We start from the raw sequence: 25,866 nt of genomic DNA, 5'->3' as shown, positions 1-25,866 counted from the left end.
TTCAATCATTGAAATTTTAACAAGGAACGGCAGCCGGTAAGCAGGGCGACATCGTCTCATCCGACCAACCGACCGGGCCGCCATGAACCAGTTCCTTCCTTGTCTTGCAGCGCTTGCGCCCCTCACGCTCGCCGTCGCCGGCCTCGCCGGCACCGGCGGCAGCGCCAGAGCCGTCACCCGCAACGCGATCGCGGCTGCTGCGGTCGCCCTCGCCATCGCCTTGGTCGCAAGCCTGGGCGCAGCGATCATCGGGGCAGGGCGGACGCCGCTGCTCGGCGGCTACGGGCTTGGACTGTCGCTGCAGCTCGATGCGCTCGGCGCGATCCTCTCCGTGCTGGTCAGCTTCATCGGCCTGGTCGTCATCAGCTACAGCCGCAACTATCTCGACGGCGATCCGGGCCAGGTCCGGTTCACGCGCTGGCTGCTGCTGACCTTGGCGGCGGTGCTGTTGCTGCCGATCTCCGGCAATCTCGTGCTGCTGTTCGCCGCCTGGGTCGCCACCAGTCTGGCGCTCGGCAAGCTGCTGCTGTTCTACGGCACCCGGCCGGCCGCGATCCGGGCCGCGCGCAAGAAGTTCGTGGCGAGCCGGCTCGGCGACGCCTTCCTCGCGCTCGCGGCGCTGCTGCTCTACGTCCGGTTCGGCACTCTCGAGATCGGCAGCCTCGCCGCCCACGCCCGGGCGGGGGAGGGGGCACAATCGACGCTGGTCACGATCGCCGCGTTGCTGATCGTCGCGACCGCGATGCTCAAATCCGCCCAGCTGCCGCTACATGGCTGGCTGATCGAGGTGATGGAGACGCCCACGCCGGTGTCGGCGCTGCTGCATGCCGGCATCATCAATGCCGGCGGCTTCCTGGTGCTCCGGCTCAGCGACGTGCTGCTGCTGGCGACGCCGGCGCTCGACGTGCTCGCGGTCGTCGGCGGCGCCACCGCGCTGTTCGGCTCGCTGGTGATGCTGACGCAGACCTCGGTCAAGGTGCAGCTCGCGTATTCGACCGTCGCGCAGATGGGCTTCATGCTGCTGCAATGCGGCCTCGGCGCCTTCTCCGCGGCGCTGCTCCACATCGTGGCGCACTCGCTCTACAAGGCGCACGCCTTCCTGTCCTCGGGCAGCATCATCGATCTCGCCCGGGCGTCGTGGACGCCGAGCCCGGGCGGCCAGCCGCATGCGGCCCGGCTCATCCTGGCGCTGGTCGCGGTGATTGGTCTGGCGCTGCTGACCGGGCTCGCCTTCGGCATGACACTCCGCAGCAATCCCGCGCAGATCGCGCTCGGCGCGGTGCTGCTGATGGGCCTGGTGCATCTGATGGCCAATGCCATCGACGAGCGGCCGAACGGCTTCGTCGTCGCCCGCGCCGCGGTCACCGCTGTCGGCGTCGCGCTGCTCTATTTCACGCTACAGACGGGCATGGCCTGGCTGGTGGCCGGCAGCTTCCCTGCCTCACGCCCGATCGACGGCGTCGTGCCGATGCTGATCGCAGTCGCCGTGGTGGTCTCGTTTGCGGCCGTCACCGTGTTCCAGAACCAGATGATGCGTCGCGCCGACGCGCCGTTCTGGATCGCGGCTTACGTCCACCTGCGCAACGGCCTCTATCTCAACACGCTCGCCAACCGCCTCGTGCTGACGGTCTGGCCCCGCACCTCGACCTCCTCTCCATCCAACCCGTGATCCGAGATCTCCCATGACCCAGGCCGCCCTTGCCATGCCGATGACGGACCCGATCGACACCACCGCCGATGCCGCGCTGATGGCTTGCATCGACAGCGCCTGCCGGCGGGTCGCGCCGCTCTGGCCGCTCAAGCACTTCGTCGCGGTCAATCCGTTCCTCGGCTTCACCTCGCAGAGCTTCGCGGCGACGGCGGCGACCTTCGAGCGCGTGGCGCGGACGCGGATGCTGATGCCGCGGGCGTACTATCGGCAGGCGCTCGACGACGGCCGGATCGACGATGCAGCGCTGGCGCAGGCGCTCGCGCTGCATCCCTCGACGGGCCTCGACGTCGAAGCGCTCAAGCAGAAGGCGCGTGCCGATGCCGAACGATCGTCGCCGCCCGCCGTGGTGGCGACGGTCGCCGAGGTGCTCGACCGGCTCGCCGAGGGCGATCGCTACGTCTCGCTGGTCGCCTTCATGATCGACGAGATCTCGGCGTTCTCAGCCAGCTATTTCGACGAGGGCCAGGCAAGCTGGCCGAGCCCGGTGCGCAAGCTGAAGCCTTACGCCGCTTGGCGGAAGCTCGCGGCCTCCGACCGCAATCCGGAGGTCATGGGCCTGACCGGATTCCGCGAGGCGATCGCCGAGCTGCCGGGCGATCCGGTGCAGGCGATCGACTTGATCATCGATCGGCTCGGCATCCCCGAGCGCGCGGTCGAGGACTATCTGGTGCGGGCGCTGTTCGATCTCGGCGGCTGGTCGGCCTATGCGCGCTACATCGGCTGGACCGCAGAGCTCGATGGCCGGCGCGACGACACGCTGCTGGAGCTGCTGGCGATCCGGCTGGCCTGGGGCTTTGCGCTGTTCCAGTCGCGCACCGACGCGGCGTTCAAGACCGCCTGGGCCGAGGCGATGGCCGAGGCGGCGAAGCTGCCGGCCGATCATCGGTTGGACGAGACGCCCGAACTCGCCATCGATCTGGTCCTCCACGAGGCCCATGAGATCGCGTTCCGGACGACGCTCGTTGCAAAGCTGGCGGCACACGGGTCGCTGGCCGCCCCGGCGCGGCTGGCAGCGCGGCCAGCCGTGCAGGCCGCCTTCTGCATCGACGTGCGCTCGGAGATATTCCGGCGCGCGCTGGAGACCGCCTATCCCGAAGCCGAGACCATCGGCTTCGCCGGATTCTTCGGCTTCCCGATCGAGTATGTCCCGATCGGTCATGGCCGGGGCGGCGCGCAATGCCCGGTGCTGCTGAAGCCCGCCTTCATCGTCTGCGAGGCGGTCAAGGATGCTGACGACGTCGAGGAAGCCGAGGTGCTCGGCCTGCGGCTGCTGCGGCGGCGCGCGGCCAAGGCGTGGAAGTCGTTCAAGGTCTCGGCCGTGTCGTCGTTCTCCTTCGTCGAGACCGCCGGCCTCGGCTTTGCCGCCAAGATCGCGACCGACAGCCTCGGCCTGACGCGGCCGGTGCCCTCGCCGGTCGTCGACGGTCTCGATCCGGAGGTCGCTGCCCGCGTCCAGCCGCGACTGACAGCGGGCGAGCTCGGCGGCCGGGCCACAGGCTTCACCGATCCGCAGCGCATCGCGATGGCGGAAGCGGTGCTGAAGGCGATGTCGCTGACCGGGCCGTTCGCGCGGCTGGTGCTGCTCGCCGGCCATGGCAGCACCACAGTCAACAATCCGCATGCCTCGGGGCTCGATTGCGGCGCCTGCGGCGGCCACACCGGCGAGGCGAATGCGCGGGTGGCCGCAGCCGTGCTGAACGACTGGCGCGTCCGCGAGGGCCTGCGCGCCAAGGGCATCGACATTCCCGCCGATTGCTGGTTCATCGGCGCGCTGCACGACACCACGACCGATGCCGTGACGCTGTTCGATGAAGACGACGTTCCGGCCGTGCTCGCGCCAGATCTGTCGCGGCTGAAGGCGCGGCTGGCAGACGCTGCGCGGCTGGCGCGGCTCGAGCGCAGCGCGCTGCTCGGCATCCGCGACACATCCGATGTCGACGAAGCCGTGATCGCGCGCAGCCGCGACTGGTCGCAGGTGCGCCCCGAATGGGGACTCGCCGGCAACGCCGCCTTCATCGCCGCGCCGCGGACCTTCACCCGCGGGCTCGATCTCGGCGGCCGTGCCTTCCTGCATTCCTACGAGGAAGCGCGCGACGACGGCCATCGCACGCTCGAGCTGATCATGACGGCGCCGATGGTGGTCGCGAGCTGGATCAATCTGCAATACTACGGCTCGACGGTGAACAACGCCGCCTTCGGCAGCGGCAACAAGGTGCTGCACAACATCGTCGGCCAGCTCGGCGTGCTCGAAGGCAATGCCGGTGATCTCAGGGTCGGGCTGCCATGGCAGTCGGTGCATGACGGCACCCGCTTCATCCACGAGCCGGTGCGTTTGAACGTCTTCATTGCCGCGCCGGAGGGCGCGATGGACGAGGTCATGCAGCGTCACCCCGGTGTGCGCGATCTCGTCGTCAATGGCTGGGTCATGCTGCATTCCCTGAGCGAGCAGGGCGCGACGATCCGGCGCTGCCTCCGTCCCGGCGTCTGGAGGGCGGCGTGAGCCTGCCGGCGCGCCTCGCCATCAGCGAGACGCGCCGCGTGGTGACCTCACAACGTCTTCAGATACTCGATCAGGTCCCAGCGTTCCTCCTCGGAGAAGGCGCCACCGATGATGCCGTTCGGATAGTCCTTGTTGGGCTTGGTCGGGCCCTCGAAGGAATGGCCGAGCGTGCTGTTGCCCTTGATCGGCTTGCCGCTGCTGTCCTTGACGGCGAACAGGGACTGCCCGACCTTGCACGCCGTCTCGCCGCCCTTGGGCACGTCGAAGCCGACATGCTTCGGATCGAAGTCGCGCGCGCCCTGGCAGAACGAGGTGGGCCGCTCGGCGGCCGGGGTCAGCATCCAGTACAGCGACGGCACCGAGCCATTGTGCAGATAGGGTGCCGTGGCCCAGACGCCGTTCAGCGGGCGGGCGCGATAGCTCTTGCCGGCCGGGTTCGGGCAGTTCTTGCGGTCGCCCCACAGCGCCGCCTGCTCGGCCGGCGATAGCTTGCGATCCTCCATCCATTTGTCGCTCGCTTTTTGCACCACCGCCATCAGCGCCAGCGCATAGGGCATGTCGGTCGTCGAGCCCTGCGGCAGATTGCAGCCCTTCAGATCCTTGGCCGGGTCGACCTCCAGGAAGCCGGCCACCTTGACCTTGCGGGTGGCGAGAATGCTGGCCTGGCCGGGATCGGTCTGCATCGCATCGACCGGCTTCTGCACGAGGTCGAGGATCGGGCCCTTGGCGTTCCAGCCCTTGCTCTCCCAGTCGTCGGCCGGCTTGATCTTCCAGAAGCTCTTGTCCGGATAGGTCTTGTCGAACACGGGATCGGCAACCGGGCCGAGATGGCATTCGACGCAGACCGTGGCGTAGAGCTTGCGGCCGCGCTCGACGCGAGCCTGGTCCACCTTCCAGGCGTCGTCGCCGGCGAACAGCTTCTCAGGCCATTTCGGCGACGTCAGGCCGCCGAACGCCGGCGTCGTCGTCGCAAACGGATCGGGGCCGCGCAGCATGTCCTCGATATGGAGCAGGTTCTCGATCGCCATCGACGAGCGCCATAGCTTGTCGCTCGCCGTCTCCGGCGAGAAGTTGATCTGCGCGAAGACGCCGAGCGCCTCGCCGGCATTGCGGATCAGCGGCTGCGCGATCGAGCCGTCATACTGCGCCCAGGAGAACCACGGCACGGTCCAGATCGGCGGATAGGACACCGGCGCGTCGATCGCCTCCTGGTTGCCGAGCATGTTCGGCAGGCCGCTCACGGCCATGTCGAGATAGAACACCTGGTTGCCGATGCGGTTGAGCGCATCGAGCCGGCCGAAGCCTTCCTCGGTCTCGGTCTGGCCCTTGGCTTCGATCGCTTTCTGGTAGTTCTTCGCCTGCATGTTGAGTGCGAAGTCGGTCGCGGCCTTCAGACCCTTCTTCAGGGCGTCGCGATCGGCGTCGGAGGCATTGGGGCCGAGCACGCGGTCGGCAAAGCGCGTGAAACGGCCGGGGACGTATTGCGTGAAGATCATCGCAAAGCCCATGGCTTCTTCGAGCTTGCGCAGGTCGACCATGCCCGGGCCGCCGTCGAAGCGGACGCTGACGCCCTTGTAGTGGATGCTGCCGGCGTGGCAGGCCGCGCAGGTGAGGCCGATCTTGTCGGACTGCTCGGCGCCGGTGGCCGGATCGGCGGCGCCGGAGAGCCGCGCAAATCCGACCGGCAGGCCGCCTTCATTGCCGGCCGGCGTCGGCTTTAGACCAGCCGGCAGCGCCGGCGCGATGTCGGTCTTGGCGGTCGCGTTGGCTGCGTAGCCGAACGGCCGCAGCGCGCCGGGATCGCCATCGACGCTCTTGGGGCTCGGGATGAAGCCGAAACGCTCGAGATAGGCGCTGTCTGAGATCAGGCCGGGCGTGCCGAACGGCGACAGATAAGGCTGCTCCATCGCCATGAACCAGTTGTAGGGAATCGGGAAGGTGGCCGTGCCCTGCGTCACGTGATGGAACCAGTGCCGGTCCTTGGTCGTCCAGCCCTGGTCGAGCCAGTAGGCCGCCTTGGTCGGCTCCGCCTCCGGGAGTGCCGGCGGGATGAAGGCCGCGACCTTCTTCGGCAGCATGGCGCTGAGCTTGTCGCTCACCGCATCCGGCGCGGCGATCCAGGCCAAGAGCACGGCAGCGCCTGCCAGCACCACGGCGCTGACCACGGTCTTGGCGATGCGCCAGATGACGCTGGCGGGCTTCGGCTTGGCCATCAGCCGCGCCGCGATGCGTTGCGGGAAGCGCCGCTCGACAAACAACGTACGGACCTCGGCGACGGACAGATAACGGCCGTCGCCCTCGCCCTTGCCCAGGATATTCAGCAGCACCGGCCACTCGCCCTGCATCAGGATGGGGAAGTACCAGCGCGCCTTGTCGCCGTCGCGCTTCAGATTGGCCTTCATGAAGGTCTGGATCTGCGCCGCGTTCAGGCCGCGCTCGGTGCCACCATTGGGGTCGGCATGATCGCTGCCGAAGCTCGCGAACCGATCGATCTCGTCCGGGTGGACCTTGGCCTCGGCGTCGAGGATGCGCGAGCCGCCGCCATGCTTGTCGAGCGGCCCGTTGCGCAGCTGATCGAGATCGGCGCCCGACCACAGGCTCTTCAGCAGCCGCAGCGGCGAGAAGCCGTTGGCAATCAGCGCGACGCCGAAGGTTTCGATGCCGACGATGCGCTTCTTCAAGCCGGTCTCGCCGCTGGCCGCCTCGACGCGATCACCGATCGTCTTCAGCGGGACGCTGTGGCCGTCGACGAAGCCGCCGGCGACGAGCGCACGCAGGAAGGGGCAGGGGTTGTCGGGCGAGACAGAAATCTGTCCAGGAAGGGCGTCACGGACGCGGGCGGTGTCTTCTTGCATCGAACGACATCCTTGGAAAGCACCTGAGTGATGAAAACGTGGATCACGCAAACAGATAAAGCCGGCGCCGAATGGCGCCGCGGAAGGGCGTAGCCCTCAGCGTCTGAACGCTACAATGCAATTATGAATGATGGAGTAACCCGGCGCGGTGTCAACCTCAAGTCGAGATTGCGTCATTCGCTCGCGCGTTTGGCCTTGGTATCGACCAGGGTCAGCTTGGTCAGCGGCACCCCGGCTTTGACCAGGCCGTCGCGATAATGCGCGATGTCGGCCGGATTGCGCCAGCGGATGTTGCTCAGAAGCCGGTCGATCGTCATCCACGGATGCTGGCTCAGCAGCGCGGCGACCGCCTCGCCGGCCTCGACCGAGCGTCCGAGCTGCGCCAGGGCGGCGGCGCGAATGGCGAGGCATTGCAGATGGTTGGGGTTCTGATAGTGCGACTCCCGGGCCCAGGACAGCGAGGCGTCATATTGACCGAGCATGTAGTGGCTGAACGCGCTCAGCACCGACCATTGATAGCGCGGATCGCTGTTGCCGCGCTGCGCCGCCACCGAGAACAGCTCGATCGCTTGACGGTGCTCGCCGCCGACGAGATGGCAGACGCCGAGCACGCCGCGCGCGCCCATATCGTACGGATTGAGCTGCAGCGCCTTGCGCGCAGCCTCCATGCCCGCCTCCACGCGCCCCTGCATCGCATGGACGTAGGCCAACAGCGAATAGGAGAAGGACGAGCGGGAATCGAGCCGCACGCTGGCCTCGGCGAGCCCCATCGCCTCGTCCCACAGCCCACGCGAGTTTCGGATCCAGCCGAAATGAATGCCCTGCAGCAGGATGGTGCCGAGATAGGTGTGAGCAATCGCGAGACCGGGGTCGATCCTGATCGCCTCACGGAACAGCGCGATCGAGCTTTCGTAGTCGGCCTTGGTCGGCTGGTAGTAATGCGACAACCCGCGCAGGAAGCGGTCCCACGCGGTGAGGTCGGTGGTGACGGACCGCACCGGCACCGCCGCCTCGGCACGGTAGATCTCGGGGATCAGCGCGGTGCACAGATTGGCGGTGATGTCGTCCTGCACGGCGAACAGATCGCCGATGTCGCGGTCGTAGCGACCGGCCCACAACTGCTCGCCGTTCTCCGGCGCGACCAGCTCGGCCGTGACCCTGATCTTGTTGCCGGACCGCCGCACCGAGCCCTGGATCAGGTAGGTCGCATCGATCTCGCGGGCGATGAGGCGGGCGCTCATTCCCGCATGCTTGAAGGCAAAGGTCGAGTTGCGGCTCAGCACCCGGAAAAAGGATTGCAGCGACAGCGCGTGGATCAGGTCTTCCGCCAATCCGTCCGAGAAATATTCGTCGGTTTCGCTGCTGAGATTGGCAAAGGGCAGCACGCCGACGATCGCCGTTCGGTACTGTGCCGGAAGGGACGCGGCAGGCCTGGCCTCGCGGTTGGTCTCGGGGGCGGAAGGATCCCAGGTCCAGACGTTGATCGTGTCTTCGATGTTCTTGAAGCGGAACGGTCCGCGATCGACGAATGTGACCGTCAGATGCTTGCTGGCTTCCTGGTAGGCCTTGTTCGACAGCGCGATCCCACCCGGGGGAGCTGCGGCTTCAAGTCGCACGGCGGTGTTGACGCCGTCGCCGAACACCTCGTCCTCGTCGAAGATGACGTCGCCCATGTTGACGCCGAGGCGGAACTGCATCACCCGGTCGGCCGGCAGGTGCGCGTTGCGCTCGGCCATCAGCTTCTGCACCTCGACCCCGGCCGCGATCGCGCCGACGACGCTCGGAAACTCCAGGAGGAAGCCATCCCCCGTGTACTTCACGATCCGGCCGCCGTGATTGAGAATGATCGGGTGGATGGCGCCGCGATGCGCCTTGAAGGCGGCATGGGTCCCCGCCTCGTCGGCGCCCATCATCCGCGAGTAACCGACCACATCGGCACAGATAATGGCGGCCAGCCGTCTCTCCATCCGTTCCTCGCTCTGACAGAGGGCGATACCACGGCAACGTAGCTCGAATCCAATGAATTTGCGGAAGCAATGTGCAGGCCATGTGGCAGGCGGATGACCGACGCCCCGATCGGTCAGGTCAATCCGGCCTTGATCAGCCCGTCCCGGTAATGCTCGATGTCGTCCCGCTTCCTCCAACGGATGTTCTTCATGTGGCGGTCGAGCGTCAGCCAGGGATATTGCTCGCACAGCGCGCCGATGGCGTCCCGGGCCTGGTCGCGATCGCCGAGCTGAGCCAGGGTCGCTGCCCGGATCGTCAACGCCTGCAGATGGTTAGGGTAGAGGAATAGCTCCTCGCGTGCCCACGACAACGCCGCCTCGTAGCGGCCGATCAGATAATGGCTGTAGGCGTTCAACGCCGGCCATTGATAGCGCGGGTCACTGTTGCCGCGCTGGGCTGCGACCGAGAACTGATCGATGGCCTGCTGGTGATCGCCTGTTACCATGTGGCAAAGACCGAGCACGCCGCGCGCGCCCATGTCATACGCGTTGAGCTCGGTCGCCTTGCGCGCCGCTTTCATGCCGTCCTCATGAGCGCCCTGCATGGCCTGGACGAAGGCGAGGATCGCGTAGGCGAAGGAGGAGCGCGCATCGAGCCGGACGCTGTCGAGTGCGAGACTCTTTGCTTCGTCCCAGAGCTCTCGCGACCCTTTGATCCAGCCGAAGTTGATGCCTTGCATCAGAATGGTCGCCAGATAGGCGTGGGCAATGCCGAGCGTCGGATCGAGGCCGATGGCCTCGCGGAACAGCGTGATCGAGACCTCATAGTCGGCCTTGGTCGGTCGATAGTAGTGCGACAGTCCGCGCAGAAACCGGTCCCAGGCCGTCGGGTCTGCAGCGGACGAGCGAACCGGGACCGAGGCCTCGACGCGATAGATCTCCGGCATCAGCGCCGCGCAGAGGCTGGTCGTGATCTCGTCCTGCATCGCGAAGAGATCGCCGAGGTCGCGGTCGTAGCGCCCGGCCCACAATTGGGCGCCGGTTTCGGGCGCAATCAGCTCGGCCGTCACGCGGATCTTCTGGAGCGAGCGCCGCACCGTTCCCTGGATCAGATAGGTCGCGTCGATCTCGCGGGCGACCAGACGGGGGTTGAGGCCGCGGTCCCTGAAGCGAAACGTCGAGGTCCGGCTCAAGACACGAAAGAACGATTGCAGCGAAAGCGCGTGGATCAGGTCGTCGGCGAGCCCGTCGGCGAGGTATTCGTCGGGGCCGTCCGCGAGGTTCACGAATGGCAAGACGCCGACGATCGCCGTGCGATATTGTGGCGGCAGGGTCGTGGCATTCGTCCGTGCCCTGATGGTCGTCTCGCTGCCGGGTTCCCAGGTCCAGGCCTGCACCGGCTCCTGCAGATCCCTGAACTGGAAGCTCCCGGCACTGGTCAGCCTGACCGGGAGCTGCGGGCTCGCCTCCTCATAGGCCTTCGCCGAGACGGCAACGCCACCCGGCGTCGCGATGGATTCGAGATTGACGGCGACGTTGATGCCGTCTCCGAAGGCCTGGCCATCGTCGATCGTGAACTCACCCTTATGGATTCCAAGCCGAAAGCGCATGCTGCGGTCGGCGGGCAACTCGGCATTCCGCTCCGCCATCAGGCACTGCATCTCGACTCCGAACTGGATCGCGCTGGCGGCGTTGGCGAATTCCAGCAGGAAGCCATCGCCGGTGTGTTTGACGATGCGGCCGGCATGATTGAGGATGATCGGGTGGATGGCGCCGCGATGAGCCTTGAAGGCCGCGTGGGTGCCGGCTTCGTCGATCCCCATCATGCGCGAATAGCCGGCGACGTCGGCGCAAAGGATGGCAGCGAGGCGTCTTTCCATCACATCGTGCTCCCGCCTCGCGCATACCATGGCCGAGGCGGCCGAATCCAATCCTTTTGCAGAACCAATCGCGCGACCTTCGATCAAGCAGCTTGCAGCCCGCCGTTCGGGAGGGCAACACCCTGGATGGCTCCAGAATTAGATCGATATCGTTAGGAAACGTTCAATCATGCTCGGAATCCATGATCTGCCGCTGTTTCTCCTCTCCGGGCTGCTGCTCAACATGACGCCGGGCCCGGACACGGCCTACATCGTTGGCCGCAGCGCGCAGATCGGCTGGCGGGGGGGCGCGGCCGCCGCCTTCGGCATCAGCACGGGCTGCCTGGTTCACGTTTTCGGCAGCGCGATCGGTTTGTCGGCCCTGCTCACCGCATCGGCTACGGCGTTTGCCGTCGTGAAATGGGCGGGTGCCGCCTACCTGGTCTATCTCGGCCTCACCCAATTGCTTGCGCGTCGGCCGAATGCCGCAGAGTCGGGCATTGAGCCGGTAGCCCCCGTGATCACGCTGAGCCAGGTGTTCTGGCAGGGCGCGCTCACCAACATTCTCAATCCGAAGGTGGCGATGTTCTTTCTCGCCTTCCTGCCGCAATTCGTCGCAGCCGACGCGCCCAACAAGGCGCTCGCCTTCGTGCTGCTCGGCACGATCTTCATCGTCAACAGCACGATCTGGTGTCTCGGCGTCGCCGTCATCGCGGCACGCACTGCGCGCCGCGTCCGCGGCTCGTCCGCCGCGCTGCTCTGGTTGAATCGCGCCATCGGCGGCCTGCTGGTCTATCTCGGTGTGAGGATCGCGATGTTCGAGGCGCGCTGATCAAAGTACCAACGGGATGATCGCGCTGCCGGCCAGGTAGAGGCCGAGCAGGACCATCGCGATCAGGAACACCCGGCGGAACGCTTCGGCCGGCAGTCTCGATCGCGCTGCCTGGCCTGCGAACATGCCGAGAAAGGCGCAGGCCATCGCGATCGCGCCGGGGAGGGCGGTGGCCGTGCTGAGCAGGCCGGAACTCGTCAGGTTGAAGGCGAGCGTGATGGTGGCGACCGTGAAGAACACGCCGAGCGCCTGGACCAGCTCGTCCTTCTCGAGCCCGATCGCCTGCATGTAGGGGACCGATGGCACGACCTGCACGCCGGTCGCGGCTGAGATCAGCCCGGTGATGAGCCCGACGATGCCGCCGACCCATTTCTCGTGGCGCTGCGCCACCTTGAAGGCAAAGCGAGTGAGGCCCAGGACGGCATAGATGATCAGCAGCGCGCCGAGCGCGATGTTGCCGTAGCGCGTCGATGCATGGCTGAGGGCGCCGGCGTTGAGACAGATGCCGATTGCGGTGCCCGCCATCAGCGGCCACAGCCGCTTTGCGATGTCGCGCAGATAGGGACCGGCGAAGGTCTGCCAGATGTTCGTGACGACGGCCGGCACGATGACGATGGCGAGCGCGCGCCCCGGCGGCATGGCGATCGCGAGCAGCCCGACCGAGATGGTCGGCAAACCGAGGCCCAGCGCGCCTTTCACGAAGCCTGCAAGCGTCAGGGCGAGGGCGATGAAGATGAGGATCGGATCGATCATGGTGCCGACATTGACCAATGTCCGTCGTCAGCACAATGTGAAGGTTACGGAGCCAGCCTTCGTCAAGGGCAGAGGCAGGGAGCATGCGCTACGATCTCGTCGATCTCAGGCTGTTCATTGCCGTTGCCGAGGCCCGCAGCATCACCGGCGGCGCCGAGCGCGCGCACCTTGCGCTGGCCTCCGCAAGTGCCCGCATCAAGGGCCTGGAGGATGCGTTCGGCGTGGAGCTGTTCAAGCGCGGCCGCCGTGGCGTCGACCTGACTGCTGCGGGCGAGAGCCTGCTCGAGCACGCCCGCATCATCATGGCCAATGTCGAGACCATGCAGGGCGAGCTGTCAGGCTTCGCGGCCGGTCGGCGCGCCAACGTGCAGCTGCTCGCCAACACGGTTGGCCTCGCCGAGCATCTGCCCAGGGCGCTTGCCGCGTTTCTGCGTGCGAATCCGGATATCAATGTCGACGTCGAGGAGCGCGAGAGCACCGAGATCGCGGACGCGATCGCCTCGGGCCGCGCCGATCTCGGATTCGCCGCCGAGCACGCGCTGCCTGAGACGATCGAGCGCTTCGGCTTCGGCGAGGACCGGCTCATGCTGGTGGCCGGGCGGCAGAGCTCGTTCGCGGGACGCAGGCACGCCGAGTTCAGCGAGACGGCCGGGCACGATTTCATCGGGCTGACGCAGGGGACTGCGCTCAACGTCCATATCGGCCGGCATGCCGCACGGCTCGGCATCCGCCAGCACGTGCGCGCACGGCTGCGCGATTTCGATGCGATCTGCCAGATGGTGGCGGCCGGCATCGGCATCGCCGTGGTGCCGGAAGCGGCTGCTCGCCGCTGCGCGCGCACCTTACCCATCAGCCTGATCGCGTTGCGCGATGCCTGGGCCGATCGCCGGCTGGTGATCTGCGCCCGCAGCTTCAAGGCGCTGCCGCGCCCGGCCAAGCTGCTGGTCGAGCATCTGCGCCGGGCGGCGGCCTGATCCAGCTATGCGGCCAGGACATTCTCCAGGAAGCGGCCGACCTCGAGCTTCAGGCGGCTGCTTTCCTCGGACAAGGATTGCGCGGCTGACAACACCTGCGCGGAGGCCGAGCCGGTCTCGGTCGCGCCATGCTGCACCTCGACGATGTTGTCGGAGACGCGCTGCGTCCCCTGCGCCGTGTGCTGCACGTTGCGGGAGATATCCTGGGTGGCGGCGCCCTGTTCCTCGATCGCGGCCGCAATGGCCGCCGAGATGTGCGACAGCCGTTCGATCGTTCCTGATATCTCGCGAATGACGTCCACCGACTCTTTGGTCGCGGATTGAATGCTCGCGATCTGCTGGCCGATCTCTCCGGTCGCTTTCGCGGTCTGCTCGGCCAGTGCCTTGACCTCGGAGGCGACGACGGCAAAGCCGCGGCCGGCTTCGCCCGCGCGTGCGGCCTCGATGGTGGCGTTCAGCGCCAGCAGGTTGGTCTGTCCCGCGATGGTGTTGATCAGCTCGACGACGTCGCCGATCCGCGTGGCCGCCCTGGACAACTCGCTGACGCGGTCGTTGGTGCGGCGGGCCTGACCGACCGCCTCGCCCGCGATCCGCGCGGATTCCTGCACCTGGCGACTGATCTCGTTGACCGACGCCGACAGTTGCTCGGTCGCCGACGCCACGGACTGCACGCTGGCCGCGGCTTCCTCGGACGCCGAGGCGACGGTGGTCGCCAGCGACTGGCCGTGCTGCGCATTTCGTGTCAAGGTCGTCGCGGAGGCTTCGAGCTCGGTCGAGGCGGAGGACACGGTCTCGATGATCTCGCCGACGGCGGTCTCGAAGCTGCGTGCGAGCGCCGCCATGTCCGTCTTGCGCTGCTCCGCCTGACGGGTCTCGGCCGCGGCCTGCTCGGCGCGCAGGCGGTCGGCCTCGATCATGTTGGTCTTGAAGATCTCGACCGCGCCGGCCATCTCGCCGATCTCGTCGCGGCGGCCGACGCCGGGAATCCGGATCGACGCATCGCCGCCGGCCAATCGAGTCATGGCCTGCACCATGTTGCGGATCGCGTTGGACATGCCGCGGCCGATCAGGAACGACACGCCGCTGACGAGGATCAGCGAGATGCCGAGCGTCAGCAGCATGCCGCGCTTGACGGCGTTGCCGGTCTCCGCTTCTGCGGCTTGGGCTGCGGCATATTGCTGAGCAACGGTCTTGCCGATCTCGGCGATGACGGGCTCGATGTCGGCGAATGCCTTGGACATCGCGGCGCTGTGCCGAGCTGCGTCCTGGGATCCTTCGGCCCAGGCGAGAAAGTCCCTCTGATATTTGTCGAGCTTCTGTCCGATGTCCGCTTGCATTGCGGGCGCAAGGTCCGCGCCGGCGATGGCCTTGGCGAAGTCGACAGCGGCGGCCTTCAGCTCGGAAACGTATTTCGCGTCGCGGCGGAGCATGAAATCCTTCTCATGCCTCCGCAGCATCAGCATGCCGCTGGTGAGCCTGGGATCGCCCACCTCCTTCAGCCGGGCTTCGATGTCGTGCACCGCCGTGCGCAACGAGCCCGACAGGCCGAGCGTCTCCTTGAGGCCGAGGCGGACTTCCGACTTTTCGGCTTCGGCAAATTCCGAGCTGTAGACGGCAAATCCGGTGGCGACGGCGTCGATCTTGGACGCGATGGATGCCTCGCCGATCGCGCCGGCGCTGCTGCGGAGATCGTCGAGCTCGCGCTTGATCGCTGTGCTGAGCTCGGCATGTCGGGCCGCGTATTTCTGATCGCGTCGCAGCAGGAAGTCCTTCTCGGCACGGCGTGCCTCGAGCAGCTCCGTCAGCAGCTTCTGGTTCAGGTCGGCGACGCCACGGGCGTTGGCGGCGAGGCGGCGGGAGGATTCCTGCGAGACGTTCCCGGCCAGGTAGATGGCACCGAAAGCGGCCAGTGCGCCGATCCCGATCAGCGCGATGGCCATGATCTTGTGCGTGAGCCGAACGCTGAAACGAGACATGCACATCGCCTTCCCAGGAACCCAATCAAATTTGACTAAATCCTAGGCGGCCGAGGTCAACGCGTTGTTAACAATGCATTCTGTTGTGCATTTCCCGTAGTTGTACGGACCGGAATTACCCCGCCGCGATCCGCTTCAACGCCGCCTCGTGAACGCGCTTGTCGCCGGCGGCGACGATGCGTCCGCCATTCTGCGCCGGCCCGCCGTCCCAGTTGGTGACCACGCCGCCCGCGCCGTTGATGATCGGGATCAGGGCCGCGATGTCGTAGGGCTTGAGCTCGGTCTCGATGACGAGATCGAGATGGCCGGCGGCCAGCATGCAATAGGAGTAGCAATCGCCGCCATAGCGCGACAGCCGCGTCTCGGCCTCGACCTTGGCGAAGATCGCGCGATCGCTCTCGTTCATCAGCAGCGGGCTGGTCGTGTAGCACACCGCATCCTCGAGCCGCTCGCAGCGCCGCACCGAAAGCCGGCGCTCGCCGGCCGCGTTCTTGTAGTTGGCCGAGCCGTTGTCGCCGGCGAATCGCTCGCCGATGAAGGGCTGGTGCATCATGCCGAACACCGGCGTGCCCTTGTGCAGCAGCGCGATCAGCGTGCCCCAGGTCGGAAAGCCGGCGATGAAGGATTTGGTGCCGTCGATCGGATCGAGCACCCAGACATAGTCGGCGTCCTCGCGCTCATTCCCGAACTCCTCGCCGACGATGCCGTGCTGGGGAAAGTTTGCCTTGATCAGCCGGCGCATGACCGCCTCCGCCGCGCGGTCGGCCTCCGTCACCGGGTCGAAATCCTGCCGGCTGCTCTTGTTGTCGACCAGCAGCGAGGTCCGGAAGAACGGGAGGATGGTTTCGCCCGCAGCCGTCGCCAGGCGGCCGATGAAGGCAGAGAAGTCGATGACCGTCACAACGCGTCCTTCGATCAGGGAATCGGATGGCAATGAGCCGATCATGCCTATCTCAAAGCCGAGGGACGCGCATCCGGATATGGAACGAGGAATTGGCATCTTGGATATCATTCGGTGACCGGCGCCCCTCGCGCTGGCGCGGGTTTTCCACCCTCGCTTTCGACGCGAAACCCGAAGTGAACGTCGCGCGCCGTTTTGATTGATCTGACTTTTCGATCAACCCATTGACGTTTCGAATAAAAACGCGACGCGGGTCGCGTTGGGTGCAAACCCGGCCTGTGTTTTTTGCATGGGGAAGGGCGGAAAAACTCTTGCGTTTTGTGCAGCGCATCTGCATATTGTTGCGGTGCGGTAGCGCTTCGCGTTATCGCTGCCCTCCTTGGGCGTTTCCTCCCTAGACTTGGGCCGCTTGTCATTCAAGCGGCCCTTTTTTTTGTGCCGCCGGTCGTGCGGCTCCCGTCCGATCTGGAGGACGGCGTGCGGCTCTATTCGGCTGCGGCCTGGAATGGGCCGAGGTCGCCGAGCGGCACCGTGGCAAGCACCTCGGCCAGCACGGCGAGATCGGAGGCGACCTGGGCGAAGCGCGGGCCGCGCTCGCGCTTGCGCTCGTCCATGTAGATCGCGCGGTTGAGTTCGATCTGGATCGCATGCAGGCCCGAGGCCGGGTTGCCGTAATGCTCGGTGATGAAGCCGCCGGCATAGGGCTTGTTGCGGCCGACCGAATAGCCGAGGCGTCCGAGCACGTCCTCGAACAGGTCCGGCAGCAGCGACGCGCAGCTCGTGCCGTAGCGATCGCCGATCACCATGTCCGGGCGCTTCGGCTCGTCGCGCGAGACGCCGACCGACGGCATCGAATGGCAGTCGACCAGCACGACCGTGCCGAACTGCTGGTGCACGCGGTTGATCAGCCGGCGCAGCGCGCGGTGATAGGGCTTGTAGAGCGTCTCGATGCGGTGCAGCGCCTCGTCGACGCTGAGCCGGTCGCGGTAGATCTCCTGGCCGTCGCCGACCACGCGCGGAATGGTGCCGAGGCCGCCGGCGACGCGCATCGAGCGGGTGTTGGCGAAGCTCGGCAGCCGCCCGGTGAACATCCGCGGGTCGAGCTCGTAGGGCTCGCGATTGACGTCGACATAGCAGCGCGGGAAATGCACGCGCACGACCGGGAAGCCGCGCGTCAGCAGGTCGGCGATCAACTCGTCCATGAACGAATCTTCCGAGCGCCGCAGCGACGGCAGATCGATTCGCGAGGTCAGCAGGAACTCGTCCGGATAGACCGAGCCGGAATGCGGCGAATTGAAGATGATGGGCGCACGCCATTCGGCTGGCTCCATGATCTCGAACGGCGGCGATTCGCCATCAAAGTCCGTCATCGCTGGGCGCCGTCCCCTTGGTCACGTGCGTGGAACGCCACGTGCGTTGAAGTCACGTTTATTGATGCGCCGGTATCCTCCGGCCGTAGAGCGTGCTGGACAACGCAGGCAGTGCGCATTCGCCAAGCGACATCTTCGATAATCCGAGCCGTTCTGCCAAGCGAAAAGCAATGAAAAAGTTCATCCGCCGTTTGGAACAACTCTGAGCTGGCGCGCCGCCGTCGGCCGGACGACGCAGGTTCGGCCCTCAAATTGCCTTGCCGATGTCGGATCAAAAGGCGCAATCTTTCACCCGAAATTTACCGCCCGTCAGGCTTAGTGGCGGCAACGCTCCGCCTCTCACCCGGACCAGACTGCTTCCCACCATGCACAAGATCCTGCTCGCCGAAGACGACAACGACATGCGCCGCTTCCTGGTCAAGGCATTGGAAAATGCCGGGTTCCAGGTCTCGCCCCACGACAACGGCATGTCGGCCTATCAGCGGCTTCGCGAGGAGCCGTTCGAGATGCTGCTGACCGACATCGTGATGCCGGAGATGGACGGCATCGAGCTGGCGCGCCGCGCCTCCGAGCTCGACCCGGACATCAAGATCATGTTCATCACCGGCTTTGCCGCGGTCGCCCTGAACTCCGATTCGGAGGCGCCCAAGAACGCCAAGGTGCTGTCCAAGCCCGTGCACCTGCGCGAGCTGGTCAGCGAGGTCAACAAGATGCTGGCAGCCTGAGCCGCCGGGATCTTGCGCCGCCAATTCGCGGATTATTCCCAATTTCGGCATTTTGCGTCCTTGCCTGCCCGCGTGGGAGCCGATATAGGGACGCCCACCCGAACGGACTTCTTGGACTAGGGCACGTAGCTCAGCGGGAGAGCACTACCTTGACATGGTAGGGGTCACAGGTTCGATCCCTGTCGTGCCCACCACCCTTCCGGACGTCGGCTGTTTTCATTGAGCTTTTCGTTCGATTTCCCGCACCTAGCTTGTCGGTGAGGGAATAGACGTTCGCTCTATGGTCCGCGGAGCCGATCATTCGCTCGAGCTTGGCGACGCCGCCATACGCCAATTTCTTGCGGTTGGCGTTCCGCGTGTAATGGCTTGCCATCCGACGATCGGTCCAACCGAAGATCGCATCCAGCTCGGCTTCCGTTGCTCCGTTTTCGGCGGCGACGGTCGCAGCCGCCTTGCGTAGGCCGTGCGCTGATCGATTCGCCAACCCAGCGGCGACGCACTTCTCCTTGAACAGGTTGCCCAGGCTCTCCTTGGTCATCGGCTTGCCCTGCCGGGTCGCGATGTAGGTCTCGGTTCCGACCGGACCTGCCTCCAACGTCCGGCGCAGGACATCGAGCATCGGGAAGGTGACCTCAATGGTCTCGCTCCCCTTTTCGAGGCGCTTCGTGATGATCAGAACGGAGATCTGTTCGAGTTTTCCGTCAGGGCCAATCCGCTCTTGCACCTGTTCGGTCACGTCGGCAGGGCCGAATGATGCTGCGTCACCCCGCCGAAAGCCGGTGAAGAGGTAGACGTCGATCATGACGCGCTCTCGCGTGCCGAGCGGCCAGCGCTTGTAGTAGCGCCGAACGTCGGCGTCAGACCAGGTGACGAAGCCTTCTGTCTTCGCCGGCTTGGGTGTCTTGATTCCTTCGGTCGGATCTACCGGCAGAATCTTTTGCGCGACAGCCCACGCGAACATCCGTCTCATGGTGGTGAGGAAATGCCGGGCCGCGGAGGGGTTCTGAGCGCGACGCCCAAGCCCGTCCAGGATGTGCTGCTTCTGGATGGCGGCGGCTCTTTTGTTGCCGTTGGCCTCCAGAACATGAAACATCAGGCTGTTGCGTTGCTTGTGCGTGCTCGCCTTCATCTCGCGCCAATCAGGCGCCTTTGCCTTGTATTCTTCCCATAGCCATTTGAGGCTACCATCAAAGACCTTCGCCCTGGCCTCGCTGGGATCGACTGCGAGGCGTGGCCGATTGAACATGTCGGCTACAGCGATGTCGTAGTTGCGGTTGAATTCTATGGAGCCGTACTCGCCGCGAATGCGAGTGCGTTTGCCGCCGATGTCCTTGTTGCGAACGTACCAGACCGTCCTGCCATGACGGTTGGTCTCCTTGTGAAGGTAGGGCTTGCGAGGACGGGGCATGAAGCGAATCAAAGCACGAAATGCTCTTCGCGCTCAACAGTCTCATCGATGTCCTGCTCTTCTTTGTATCTGACCAGGTCGACGATGATCGTGCCGTCCGGCCTAATTCGTATGGATGAAGCGCCGGCCGCTTTTGCAGCGCGGATCGCTCGTGCCATTTCGCCTTGGGTAAATCGAGCGGGGCGCCGGCTCATGGAACGCCTTCAGTTGACATCGCGCTCTGCCGTAAGCGCATTTCCAATGTGTAGAATTATATAGCTCGGTCCGAACTCGTCGTCCGCATCTCGCGGGATCGTCCCTGAAGCGGGATGCCGTAGCGTAGAAAAGGATGGGGTGGGTGAGTTCAGGAAAGCGCCTCCAGAAACGTCGTCCCTGATCGTTGTGCCATAGAGCTCACAAGATATCATCGAGCTCGCGTCGCGGACGCCATCTGACGGGATCTGCGATCCATCGGTTGATGTCGGATTCATGCCAACCAGTTCCGTTGCTGCTGATTTTGAGTGAGGCCGGGAATGTGCCCTCGGCGATCTTGCGGTAGATGGTGGACCGCGACAGCCCGGTCCTGGCGAGGACGGTTTTCAACCTGATGATGCGGTCTGGCTCGCGCATGGCCGTGATGCCCCTCGCTGGTCGCTTCTGACGCCCGGCGAGACCAGAGCCCGAATAGGTGCAGGCGGACAATAGGAGTTCGCGCGTTGCCAGCTGTGGCGTAGAGCCGGCGGCAAACGGGATGGGTCAAATTCCAAGGCCTCGGCCTCTGCCGAGATCAATGCCATGGACGAAGGCCAGATCCTGGCCGAGCCGGCGGCCTGATTCGAATGCGATGCCGAGCTCCTGCCTGCGGCTTGCCAGGATGGACTCCAACTGCGGGTCGCGCTGGAGGCTTTTCGCCATGTCGCCCATTGCCGAGCGCGTGGCCTTGTAGCCGGACAAGTCGCCCGCTTGGTATAGGCGCAGGCTGGTCTGGTCGAGCTTCCGCCATCGCTCGACGAAGTGGTCTGCGCGGCGGCCCGGATCGCTGCGGAGTTCGGTTTCGAGCTGGAGCGCGCGGATGGCGCGATTGACCCGGCCGTCCGCCGCTTCGCGGGCGAGTTCCGGGTCCTTCTTGTAGGCGGCCTCGGCGTCGTGCGAGCCAAACGGGCGCACCTCTTCGAAGGCTTCACGCGCCTTTTGCAGCTCTTTCACCTGTTCGCTGCTCGCTCGGCCGCCCGTATCCTGCACCGCGATGATCGCATCTACCGCGCGGGCATGGCGGACCAGCGCTCGTGTCCGGACGCGACGGGCGTCCGCTTCGGGATCTTGCGCGACGTTGCTTGCCGGCAATTCGGCCCCGCGCCGGTCGGCTGCGGGAACGCTGGTTTCCCTTTCCGGTGTTGCCCGCTCCCGCCTCCCTCCGCTATCCAGTCCGGCCACATCAGCCGGAGAGCGCAGGCCGTCGAAGATGTCTCGCAGCTTCTCGGGCACAATCTTGCGTACGATCTCAGTTACGCGCTCGCGGAACGTGATCCCACGCCGTTCGGCGAAGCTCTGGACCGGATCGGCGCAGTCGTAATCCGAGGCCATGTCCTTCGCACGTTCTCGCGACAGGGCGTGGGTGAGCCGCTCCTGACCCGCAAAATCGTCGCGGCCATAGTGTAGGCCTATCTCGTCGCGGTGCCGAGATAGCGCGACATAGCTGCTGTGGGCATCCATACCCGGCGTTGCCAGCACATGGACGCGGTCAACCGTCATGCCCTGCGCCTTGTGGATCGTCGCGGCATACCCATGGTCGATGCGGTTGTAATCCTTGAACTCGAAGTGCACGGACGGGCCAACGTCGACCTGTACGGTCATGGCTTGCGCGCTGAGCTGTTCGATGGTCCCGAGCGTGCCGTTCTTCACGCCGAGGCCACGCTCGTTCTGCAGGAACATGACGCGATCTCCACTGGCGAAGGCTCTCGCGCCACGATCGACCGTCACCTGCACCTCGTCCCCCAGATCGCCCGCAGCCCGCATCCGCTCGCGCGCTGCTTCGTTCAGTGCCCGGACCTCGTCATTGGTGTGGGTGAGGATGATCCGGGTCCGTCCCGGTGACGCGTGCCGGTCGCGGTCCCAGCGCGCGATCAGATCGCCGCGCGCCTGCTCGCGGGTCTGGGCCTCGTGAACCATGCCGTGGGCGCGGTAAGCTCCGAGCGCATGGACCACTTTGCCGGTTGCCAGATCGCGCGTGGCCTCACGCTGCCAGTGCTCCCGTTGGCGGCGCACCTCTACGATTTCCGCGCCGCCGTGACGCTCATGGATGGAGCGGAACGCCGCGCCCGCCTCGATGGCCTGCAATTGTTGCGGATCGCCGATCAGCACCACCTTTGCGCCGGCCTCGGCCGCATGCGAAAGCACGCGCTCGAGCTGGCGCGTGCCGACCATGCCCGCCTCGTCGATCACCAGTACATCTCGGGGTGTGAGCACGTCGCGGCCCTGTCCCCAGCCATGCTCCAGGCTGGCGATCGTGCGCGACGCAATGCCCGATCCGCTCTCGAGGTTTTCTGCGGCAATGCCGGACAGCGCAATGCCCCGGACCTCGAAGCCAGCTGCTTCCCAGGCCTCCCGCGCCACCCCCAGCATGGCGCTCTTTCCCGTTCCGGCATGGCCGATCACGACGCTTAGATCGCGCCCGTCCGTGACATGCGCCAGCGCCTTGGCCTGCTCGGATGAAAGGACCAGGCCCCGCGCTTCCGCCCGCGCCAAAGCGGCTTGACGGTCCGCGTCGCACACCTCATGGCGATCACGGTCCGCCAGCAGCTCAGAAGCACGGTGCAGGCGCTGTTCGGCCTCGATCATTCCGCGGGTGGTGAACCGATCCTCGCCGCGGGCGTCCTTGCCGAGTTCGACCAGATCGGGCGCTGCCTGCATCGCGCCCATGACCTGGTTGAACTGGCTGAGCCCGTCACTGTGACGATGCGCGAACTTGGCGAGGTCGCGGCGTGTGAGGGTCGATTGCTGCTGGGTGATGGCCTCCAACCCAACGCTGGGATCGGCGATGATCCGCGCGCCATTGTTGTGCGCGATCTCGCGGTGCATCTCGGCGCGATCGGCCTCACCACCTTCGCCTGCGATGCCTCGAACCTCGATCCGTTTGGCGGGCGCGCCGATCTGGCTTTGCGGCTCCAGCGCAATGCCCTGGGCTTCCAGACTGCGATGGTCGATCCGCGCGTCGATGTCGAGCTCAGCCAGCCGCTCGTTGGCAAGCTCCGCCCAGCGTTCGCGCCAGCGCTCGACCAGCTCGGTACGGTTCCACTCTCGCACCTTCTGGCCAAAGCCGTTCTGATCGACCGAGCGCATCGTCAGCATGACATGGGCGTGCGGCTTGGGCAGGCCGTCTTCGGCCCTGTCCCAATGCACATTGAGATCGGCGATCATGCCGCGACGGACGAACTCGCTCTGAACGAAGTCCCGAGCCAGCTCGATGCCTTGCGCCTCAGTCAGTTCTCGCGGAAGGGCGAACTCGATCTCCCGGGCCAGCTGGGCGTCCTTGCGGACTTCGAACGCTTCGACATCGTTCCAGAGCCGCTCGCGGTCGCTCCACGCCTCCGGCGCATTCTCCGGCAGCATCACCTCGGAATGGACGACGCCGCGCTTTCCAGAAAAATCCTGATCGCGGCCGAGCCGCTCGTCGCGCAGCCGCGAGCCCGAGCGGTAGGCGGCTGAAGCCACCGCGCTGCTCCCGGCCTTGCGGCCAATGACCTTGACGTGAAGATGATAGATCGCCATCGCGATCAGATCACTGGCACAGCGAAGCGCACGTCGGAACGACGTATAAGCGCGCCCTCCCTCGAAAAAATCTCGGGAAGGACTACACCGTCCCAGGCCGTCCTGACGACATTGCAGCTTTGTGCAGGCCACCCAACTATCATTTCTCCACCAACGCGATGGAGACGACGATGCGCAAACCACGAGACTTTGATGCGGACCTGAAGGCACTCGAAGACAAAGCGCGCGGGCTTAAGAATCGCAAGGTCCGCCAGCTCGGCGAATTGTTGATCGCCACTGGGGCTGACGCGCTCACCGCTGAAGAACTGGCCGGCGCACTCATCTTGCTGGTTGAGACGAAAGAGGCCGGGAAGAGGGAGGCGTGGGCCAGGCGCGGGGCCGCGTTCTTTCAGGGACGGCCGCGGCGATCTGTACCGGCAACTAATCGCGACAGGGACGGCGCTCCGGCGCAACCGGGCGGCGTGCAACCGGCATCAGGTCGCAAGGGCGCGACGTGACATGCGCACGTGGCAGGTCGAGCGCCGCAAGCGAACGCGACACCTCATCGAACTCGGCGGCCTCGTGGTGAAAGCTGGGGTCGTAGACCTGACCGGCGACGACCGCTCCATCATTCTCGGCGCACTGCTCTCGATGGCCGACAAGCTCAAAAGCGATCAGGGCGAAAGGGCGCGAGCGCTGTGGGCCGCAAAGGGGAAGCAAGCGTTTGAAGCGGAGGCGGCGACACACAAGGGGATCCGATCGAACTGATGGGGCGGTTCGTCGGTGATGCACGACAACGGCACGTCAGCCAAGCGACGGTTGACGTCTGCCGCAAGCACGGGACAGCAGTGCGACCTTCTACAAGTGGAAGGTGAAGTACGGCGGTATGAAAGTCTCCGACGCCAGGCGGCTGAAGGCACAGGAAGACGAGAACGCCAAGCTTAACAAGCTTTCCCGCACACTACCGAGGATGCCTCTGCCCGCGCTCTTCCGGCTCATTGAGACACTGGGTTATGCCGGATGGCTCGGCGCGGAATATCATCTGCGTGGCCGCACGGAAGACGGGTTTGGCGATCTGCAGAGAGGAGCCTGACGAGGCTTGCCGTCCCGCGGTCACCGCAGCGTCTGGAAGAGCCCGGCCAGCAAGGCGGCGCGCGGGGCAAGCGTATCGATGAAAATCTGCTCGTGATCGGTATGCGCACCCAGCCCGTCCGGTCCGAGGCCATCGAGCGTCGGCGCATAGAGAGCGGTGAAATTGCCATCCGACCCGCCGCCTGTGCTGACTCCCTCAAGCACGAAGCCGATTTCGGCGGCCACCGCATGGGCGTGATCGAACAACAGCTTTGCTCCCGGTGATTGCTCGAAGGGGGGACGGTTGATGCCGCCGGTGATGGTGAGCGTCACGCCGTCGGTTTTGGGCTGGAGCCCCAGAATCCGGGCGCAGATGTCTTGCGCTGCTTCCGCATCGGGCACCCGCAGATCGACCTGGGCCTGCGCGAAATCGGGAATGACATTCCGCTTCGTGCCGCCTGAAACCACGCCCACTGTTACCGTGATGCCCCGCTTCTCGTCAGAGAGCCCCTCCAGCGCCAGGATCACATGGCCAAGCTCCCGCACGGCGCTCCGTCCCTCCAGCGGTTTGGCCCCGGCATGCGAAGCCTTGCCGTGGATCTCGACCTCGAAGCAGCCGATTCCCTTGCGCGCCGTAACGATCTTGCCGCCATCGCGCGCCGGCTCCGTCACCAGCACATACTTCGCCTTCTTGCCGAATTGCTCGATCAAGGGGCGGGAGGTCGGGCTGCCGATCTCCTCGTCCGAAACGTAGAGATGGGTGATGCCGAGCGGCCCGCCACCTGCTTGCGCGGTGGCACGCAGGGCGTTGTGGGCAAGGCTGGCGCCCGCCTTCATGTCATAGATGCCGGGGCCGAAGGCGGAGTTGCCTTCCACGCGGAAGGGCAGGCGGTTCTGGATGAAGCCCATGGGGTGCACTGTATCCAGATGGCTGAGCACGAGAATTCCTGGCTCGGATTGACCCCAGTTCGAGCGGACGACCAGATGATCGCCGCAGCCTTCCGAACCGGTTATTCGTTCGAGCGAGACGGGCAGGCCGGCATGATCCGCCATCACCTCATCCATCAGGCGATTGAGCTGGTCCGGGCGTTCTGTGGGGGTTTCGATTTCCACCCAACGGCGGATCTGGTCGAGGAGAATGGGGATTGAGAACATGGGATGTCCGAAGGGGGAGAGGATGATAACAAAGAAGTGTCAGCGAAGATCGTCCTCGGCCACCGCTTCGCCCGCCTTCAGAACCTCGGCCCCAATGCGGGATG

Annotated in this window: 18 protein-coding genes, 1 tRNA gene and 2 pseudogenes; 9 read left to right on the top strand and 12 right to left on the bottom strand. The window is 65.5% G+C overall.

Annotated features, from left to right (window positions below; translation table 11 throughout):
* The first annotated feature begins 82 nt into the window (after positions 1 to 82).
* Both QXZ94_RS20170 and QXZ94_RS20165 read left to right on the top strand, forming a co-directional pair.
* On the top strand, positions 83 to 1,669 hold the full coding sequence (locus tag QXZ94_RS20170) for an NADH-quinone oxidoreductase subunit L (protein WP_315721882.1): 1,587 nt from the start codon (positions 83 to 85) through the stop codon (positions 1,667 to 1,669).
* Between the two features lie 13 nt (positions 1,670 to 1,682).
* Entirely contained in the window at positions 1,683 to 4,211 is a 2,529-nt protein-coding gene (locus QXZ94_RS20165) for a DUF2309 domain-containing protein (protein WP_315721881.1), read from the top strand.
* 47 nt (positions 4,212 to 4,258) lie between these two features.
* Here QXZ94_RS20165 and QXZ94_RS20160 read toward each other — a convergent pair whose 3' ends face one another.
* The 3 genes from QXZ94_RS20160 to QXZ94_RS20150 form a co-directional block, all read right to left on the bottom strand.
* The gene (locus QXZ94_RS20160; RefSeq protein WP_315721880.1) at positions 4,259 to 7,066 is read right to left on the bottom strand and encodes a di-heme-cytochrome C peroxidase; all 2,808 of its coding nucleotides are present in this window, start codon (positions 7,064 to 7,066) and stop codon (positions 4,259 to 4,261) included.
* Between the two features lie 173 nt (positions 7,067 to 7,239).
* Complete coding sequence (locus QXZ94_RS20155; RefSeq protein ID WP_315721879.1) at positions 7,240 to 9,033, bottom strand: adenylate/guanylate cyclase domain-containing protein; 1,794 nt, start codon at positions 9,031 to 9,033, stop codon at positions 7,240 to 7,242.
* A gap of 113 nt (positions 9,034 to 9,146) precedes the next feature.
* Positions 9,147 to 10,892, bottom strand: a complete 1,746-nt coding sequence (locus QXZ94_RS20150) for an adenylate/guanylate cyclase domain-containing protein (protein WP_315721878.1) — start codon at positions 10,890 to 10,892, stop codon at positions 9,147 to 9,149.
* Between the two features lie 169 nt (positions 10,893 to 11,061).
* On the opposite strand from QXZ94_RS20150, the gene QXZ94_RS20145 reads away from it, so the two are divergent.
* Positions 11,062 to 11,703: a LysE family translocator gene (locus QXZ94_RS20145; protein WP_315721877.1), complete on the top strand. Its 642-nt coding sequence runs from the start codon at positions 11,062 to 11,064 to the stop codon at positions 11,701 to 11,703.
* Here QXZ94_RS20145 and QXZ94_RS20140 read toward each other — a convergent pair whose 3' ends face one another.
* Positions 11,704 to 12,456 carry a sulfite exporter TauE/SafE family protein gene (locus tag QXZ94_RS20140; protein ID WP_315721876.1) on the bottom strand — a complete coding sequence of 251 codons (753 nt, stop codon included), beginning with the start codon at positions 12,454 to 12,456 and terminating at the stop codon, positions 11,704 to 11,706. It abuts the gene before it with no gap.
* 83 nt (positions 12,457 to 12,539) lie between these two features.
* Between QXZ94_RS20140 and QXZ94_RS20135 the strand changes: the two genes are divergently transcribed.
* Positions 12,540 to 13,430: a LysR substrate-binding domain-containing protein gene (locus QXZ94_RS20135; RefSeq protein ID WP_315721875.1), complete on the top strand. Its 891-nt coding sequence runs from the start codon at positions 12,540 to 12,542 to the stop codon at positions 13,428 to 13,430.
* Positions 13,431 to 13,435: 5 nt separating this feature from the next.
* On the opposite strand, the gene QXZ94_RS20130 is transcribed toward QXZ94_RS20135, so the two are convergent.
* The 3 genes from QXZ94_RS20130 to QXZ94_RS20120 form a co-directional block, all read right to left on the bottom strand.
* On the bottom strand, positions 13,436 to 15,406 hold the full coding sequence (locus tag QXZ94_RS20130) for a methyl-accepting chemotaxis protein (protein ID WP_315721874.1): 1,971 nt from the start codon (positions 15,404 to 15,406) through the stop codon (positions 13,436 to 13,438).
* 115 nt (positions 15,407 to 15,521) lie between these two features.
* The gene (hisN, locus tag QXZ94_RS20125) at positions 15,522 to 16,307 is read right to left on the bottom strand and encodes a histidinol-phosphatase (protein ID WP_315726401.1); all 786 of its coding nucleotides are present in this window, start codon (positions 16,305 to 16,307) and stop codon (positions 15,522 to 15,524) included.
* 485 nt (positions 16,308 to 16,792) lie between these two features.
* Positions 16,793 to 17,677 (bottom strand): N-formylglutamate amidohydrolase, encoded by an 885-nt coding sequence (locus QXZ94_RS20120; protein WP_172181183.1) that lies wholly within the window; start codon positions 17,675 to 17,677, stop codon positions 16,793 to 16,795.
* 365 nt (positions 17,678 to 18,042) lie between these two features.
* On the opposite strand from QXZ94_RS20120, the gene cpdR reads away from it, so the two are divergent.
* Together cpdR and QXZ94_RS20110 are read left to right on the top strand one after the other, a co-directional pair.
* Positions 18,043 to 18,402, top strand: a complete 360-nt coding sequence (gene cpdR / locus QXZ94_RS20115; protein WP_006610087.1) for a cell cycle two-component system response regulator CpdR — start codon at positions 18,043 to 18,045, stop codon at positions 18,400 to 18,402.
* Positions 18,403 to 18,521: 119 nt separating this feature from the next.
* Positions 18,522 to 18,596 (top strand) — tRNA-Val (locus tag QXZ94_RS20110).
* Positions 18,597 to 18,757: 161 nt separating this feature from the next.
* Here QXZ94_RS20110 and QXZ94_RS34430 read toward each other — a convergent pair.
* The 4 genes and pseudogenes from QXZ94_RS34430 to traA form a co-directional block, all read right to left on the bottom strand.
* Positions 18,758 to 19,363, bottom strand: a pseudogene (locus QXZ94_RS34430) (tyrosine-type recombinase/integrase); the annotation flags it as partial.
* A gap of 455 nt (positions 19,364 to 19,818) precedes the next feature.
* Positions 19,819 to 20,004 (bottom strand): hypothetical protein, encoded by a 186-nt coding sequence (locus QXZ94_RS20105; RefSeq protein WP_009025502.1) that lies wholly within the window; start codon positions 20,002 to 20,004, stop codon positions 19,819 to 19,821.
* Between the two features lie 199 nt (positions 20,005 to 20,203).
* A complete protein-coding gene (locus QXZ94_RS20100; RefSeq protein WP_035638195.1) occupies positions 20,204 to 20,419 on the bottom strand; it encodes a helix-turn-helix transcriptional regulator in 216 nt (71 codons plus the stop codon).
* A gap of 126 nt (positions 20,420 to 20,545) precedes the next feature.
* Complete coding sequence (gene traA, locus QXZ94_RS20095) at positions 20,546 to 23,557, bottom strand: Ti-type conjugative transfer relaxase TraA (RefSeq protein ID WP_315721873.1); 3,012 nt, start codon at positions 23,555 to 23,557, stop codon at positions 20,546 to 20,548.
* Positions 23,558 to 23,727: 170 nt separating this feature from the next.
* Between traA and QXZ94_RS20090 the strand changes: the two genes are divergently transcribed.
* From QXZ94_RS20090 to QXZ94_RS20080, 3 genes and pseudogenes are all read left to right on the top strand, one after another.
* Entirely contained in the window at positions 23,728 to 24,054 is a 327-nt protein-coding gene (locus tag QXZ94_RS20090; protein ID WP_315721872.1) for a conjugal transfer protein TraD, read from the top strand.
* Position 24,055: 1 nt separating this feature from the next.
* Positions 24,056 to 24,304: a conjugal transfer protein TraD gene (locus QXZ94_RS20085; protein WP_315721871.1), complete on the top strand. Its 249-nt coding sequence runs from the start codon at positions 24,056 to 24,058 to the stop codon at positions 24,302 to 24,304.
* A pseudogene (locus tag QXZ94_RS20080) lies at positions 24,304 to 24,488 on the top strand (transposase); the annotation flags it as partial. The gene QXZ94_RS20085 and the pseudogene QXZ94_RS20080, both read left to right, overlap by 1 nt.
* Positions 24,489 to 24,649: 161 nt before the next feature.
* Here QXZ94_RS20080 and QXZ94_RS20075 read toward each other — a convergent pair.
* Entirely contained in the window at positions 24,650 to 25,762 is a 1,113-nt protein-coding gene (locus tag QXZ94_RS20075; protein ID WP_315721870.1) for a M20 family metallopeptidase, read from the bottom strand.
* Between the last annotated feature and the right edge of the window lie 104 nt (positions 25,763 to 25,866).

This window comes from Bradyrhizobium sp. SZCCHNS2022, assembly GCF_032377575.1.
Taxonomy (GTDB): domain Bacteria; phylum Pseudomonadota; class Alphaproteobacteria; order Rhizobiales; family Xanthobacteraceae; genus Bradyrhizobium; species Bradyrhizobium aeschynomenes.
This window is presented reverse-complemented; position numbering and strand designations above follow the sequence as displayed.

Bases quoted from the DNA above. Each gene is read 5' to 3' on its own strand.
- QXZ94_RS20170 (WP_315721882.1), top strand. From the start codon at position 83: ATGAACCAGTTCCTTCCTTGTCTTGCAGCGCTTGCGCCCCTCACGCTC.
- QXZ94_RS20165 (WP_315721881.1), top strand. From the start codon at position 1,683: ATGACCCAGGCCGCCCTTGCCATGCCGATGACGGACCCGATCGACACC.
- QXZ94_RS20160 (WP_315721880.1), bottom strand. From the start codon at position 7,066: ATGCAAGAAGACACCGCCCGCGTCCGTGACGCCCTTCCTGGACAGATT.
- QXZ94_RS20155 (WP_315721879.1), bottom strand. From the start codon at position 9,033: ATGGAGAGACGGCTGGCCGCCATTATCTGTGCCGATGTGGTCGGTTAC.
- QXZ94_RS20150 (WP_315721878.1), bottom strand. From the start codon at position 10,892: ATGGAAAGACGCCTCGCTGCCATCCTTTGCGCCGACGTCGCCGGCTAT.
- QXZ94_RS20145 (WP_315721877.1), top strand. From the start codon at position 11,062: ATGCTCGGAATCCATGATCTGCCGCTGTTTCTCCTCTCCGGGCTGCTG.
- QXZ94_RS20140 (WP_315721876.1), bottom strand. From the start codon at position 12,456: ATGATCGATCCGATCCTCATCTTCATCGCCCTCGCCCTGACGCTTGCA.
- QXZ94_RS20135 (WP_315721875.1), top strand. From the start codon at position 12,540: ATGCGCTACGATCTCGTCGATCTCAGGCTGTTCATTGCCGTTGCCGAG.
- QXZ94_RS20130 (WP_315721874.1), bottom strand. From the start codon at position 15,406: ATGTCTCGTTTCAGCGTTCGGCTCACGCACAAGATCATGGCCATCGCG.
- QXZ94_RS20120 (WP_172181183.1), bottom strand. From the start codon at position 17,677: ATGACGGACTTTGATGGCGAATCGCCGCCGTTCGAGATCATGGAGCCA.
- cpdR (WP_006610087.1), top strand. From the start codon at position 18,043: ATGCACAAGATCCTGCTCGCCGAAGACGACAACGACATGCGCCGCTTC.
- QXZ94_RS20105 (WP_009025502.1), bottom strand. From the start codon at position 20,004: ATGAGCCGGCGCCCCGCTCGATTTACCCAAGGCGAAATGGCACGAGCG.
- QXZ94_RS20100 (WP_035638195.1), bottom strand. From the start codon at position 20,419: ATGCGCGAGCCAGACCGCATCATCAGGTTGAAAACCGTCCTCGCCAGG.
- traA (WP_315721873.1), bottom strand. From the start codon at position 23,557: ATGGCGATCTATCATCTTCACGTCAAGGTCATTGGCCGCAAGGCCGGG.
- QXZ94_RS20090 (WP_315721872.1), top strand. From the start codon at position 23,728: ATGCGCAAACCACGAGACTTTGATGCGGACCTGAAGGCACTCGAAGAC.
- QXZ94_RS20085 (WP_315721871.1), top strand. From the start codon at position 24,056: ATGCGCACGTGGCAGGTCGAGCGCCGCAAGCGAACGCGACACCTCATC.
- QXZ94_RS20075 (WP_315721870.1), bottom strand. From the start codon at position 25,762: ATGTTCTCAATCCCCATTCTCCTCGACCAGATCCGCCGTTGGGTGGAA.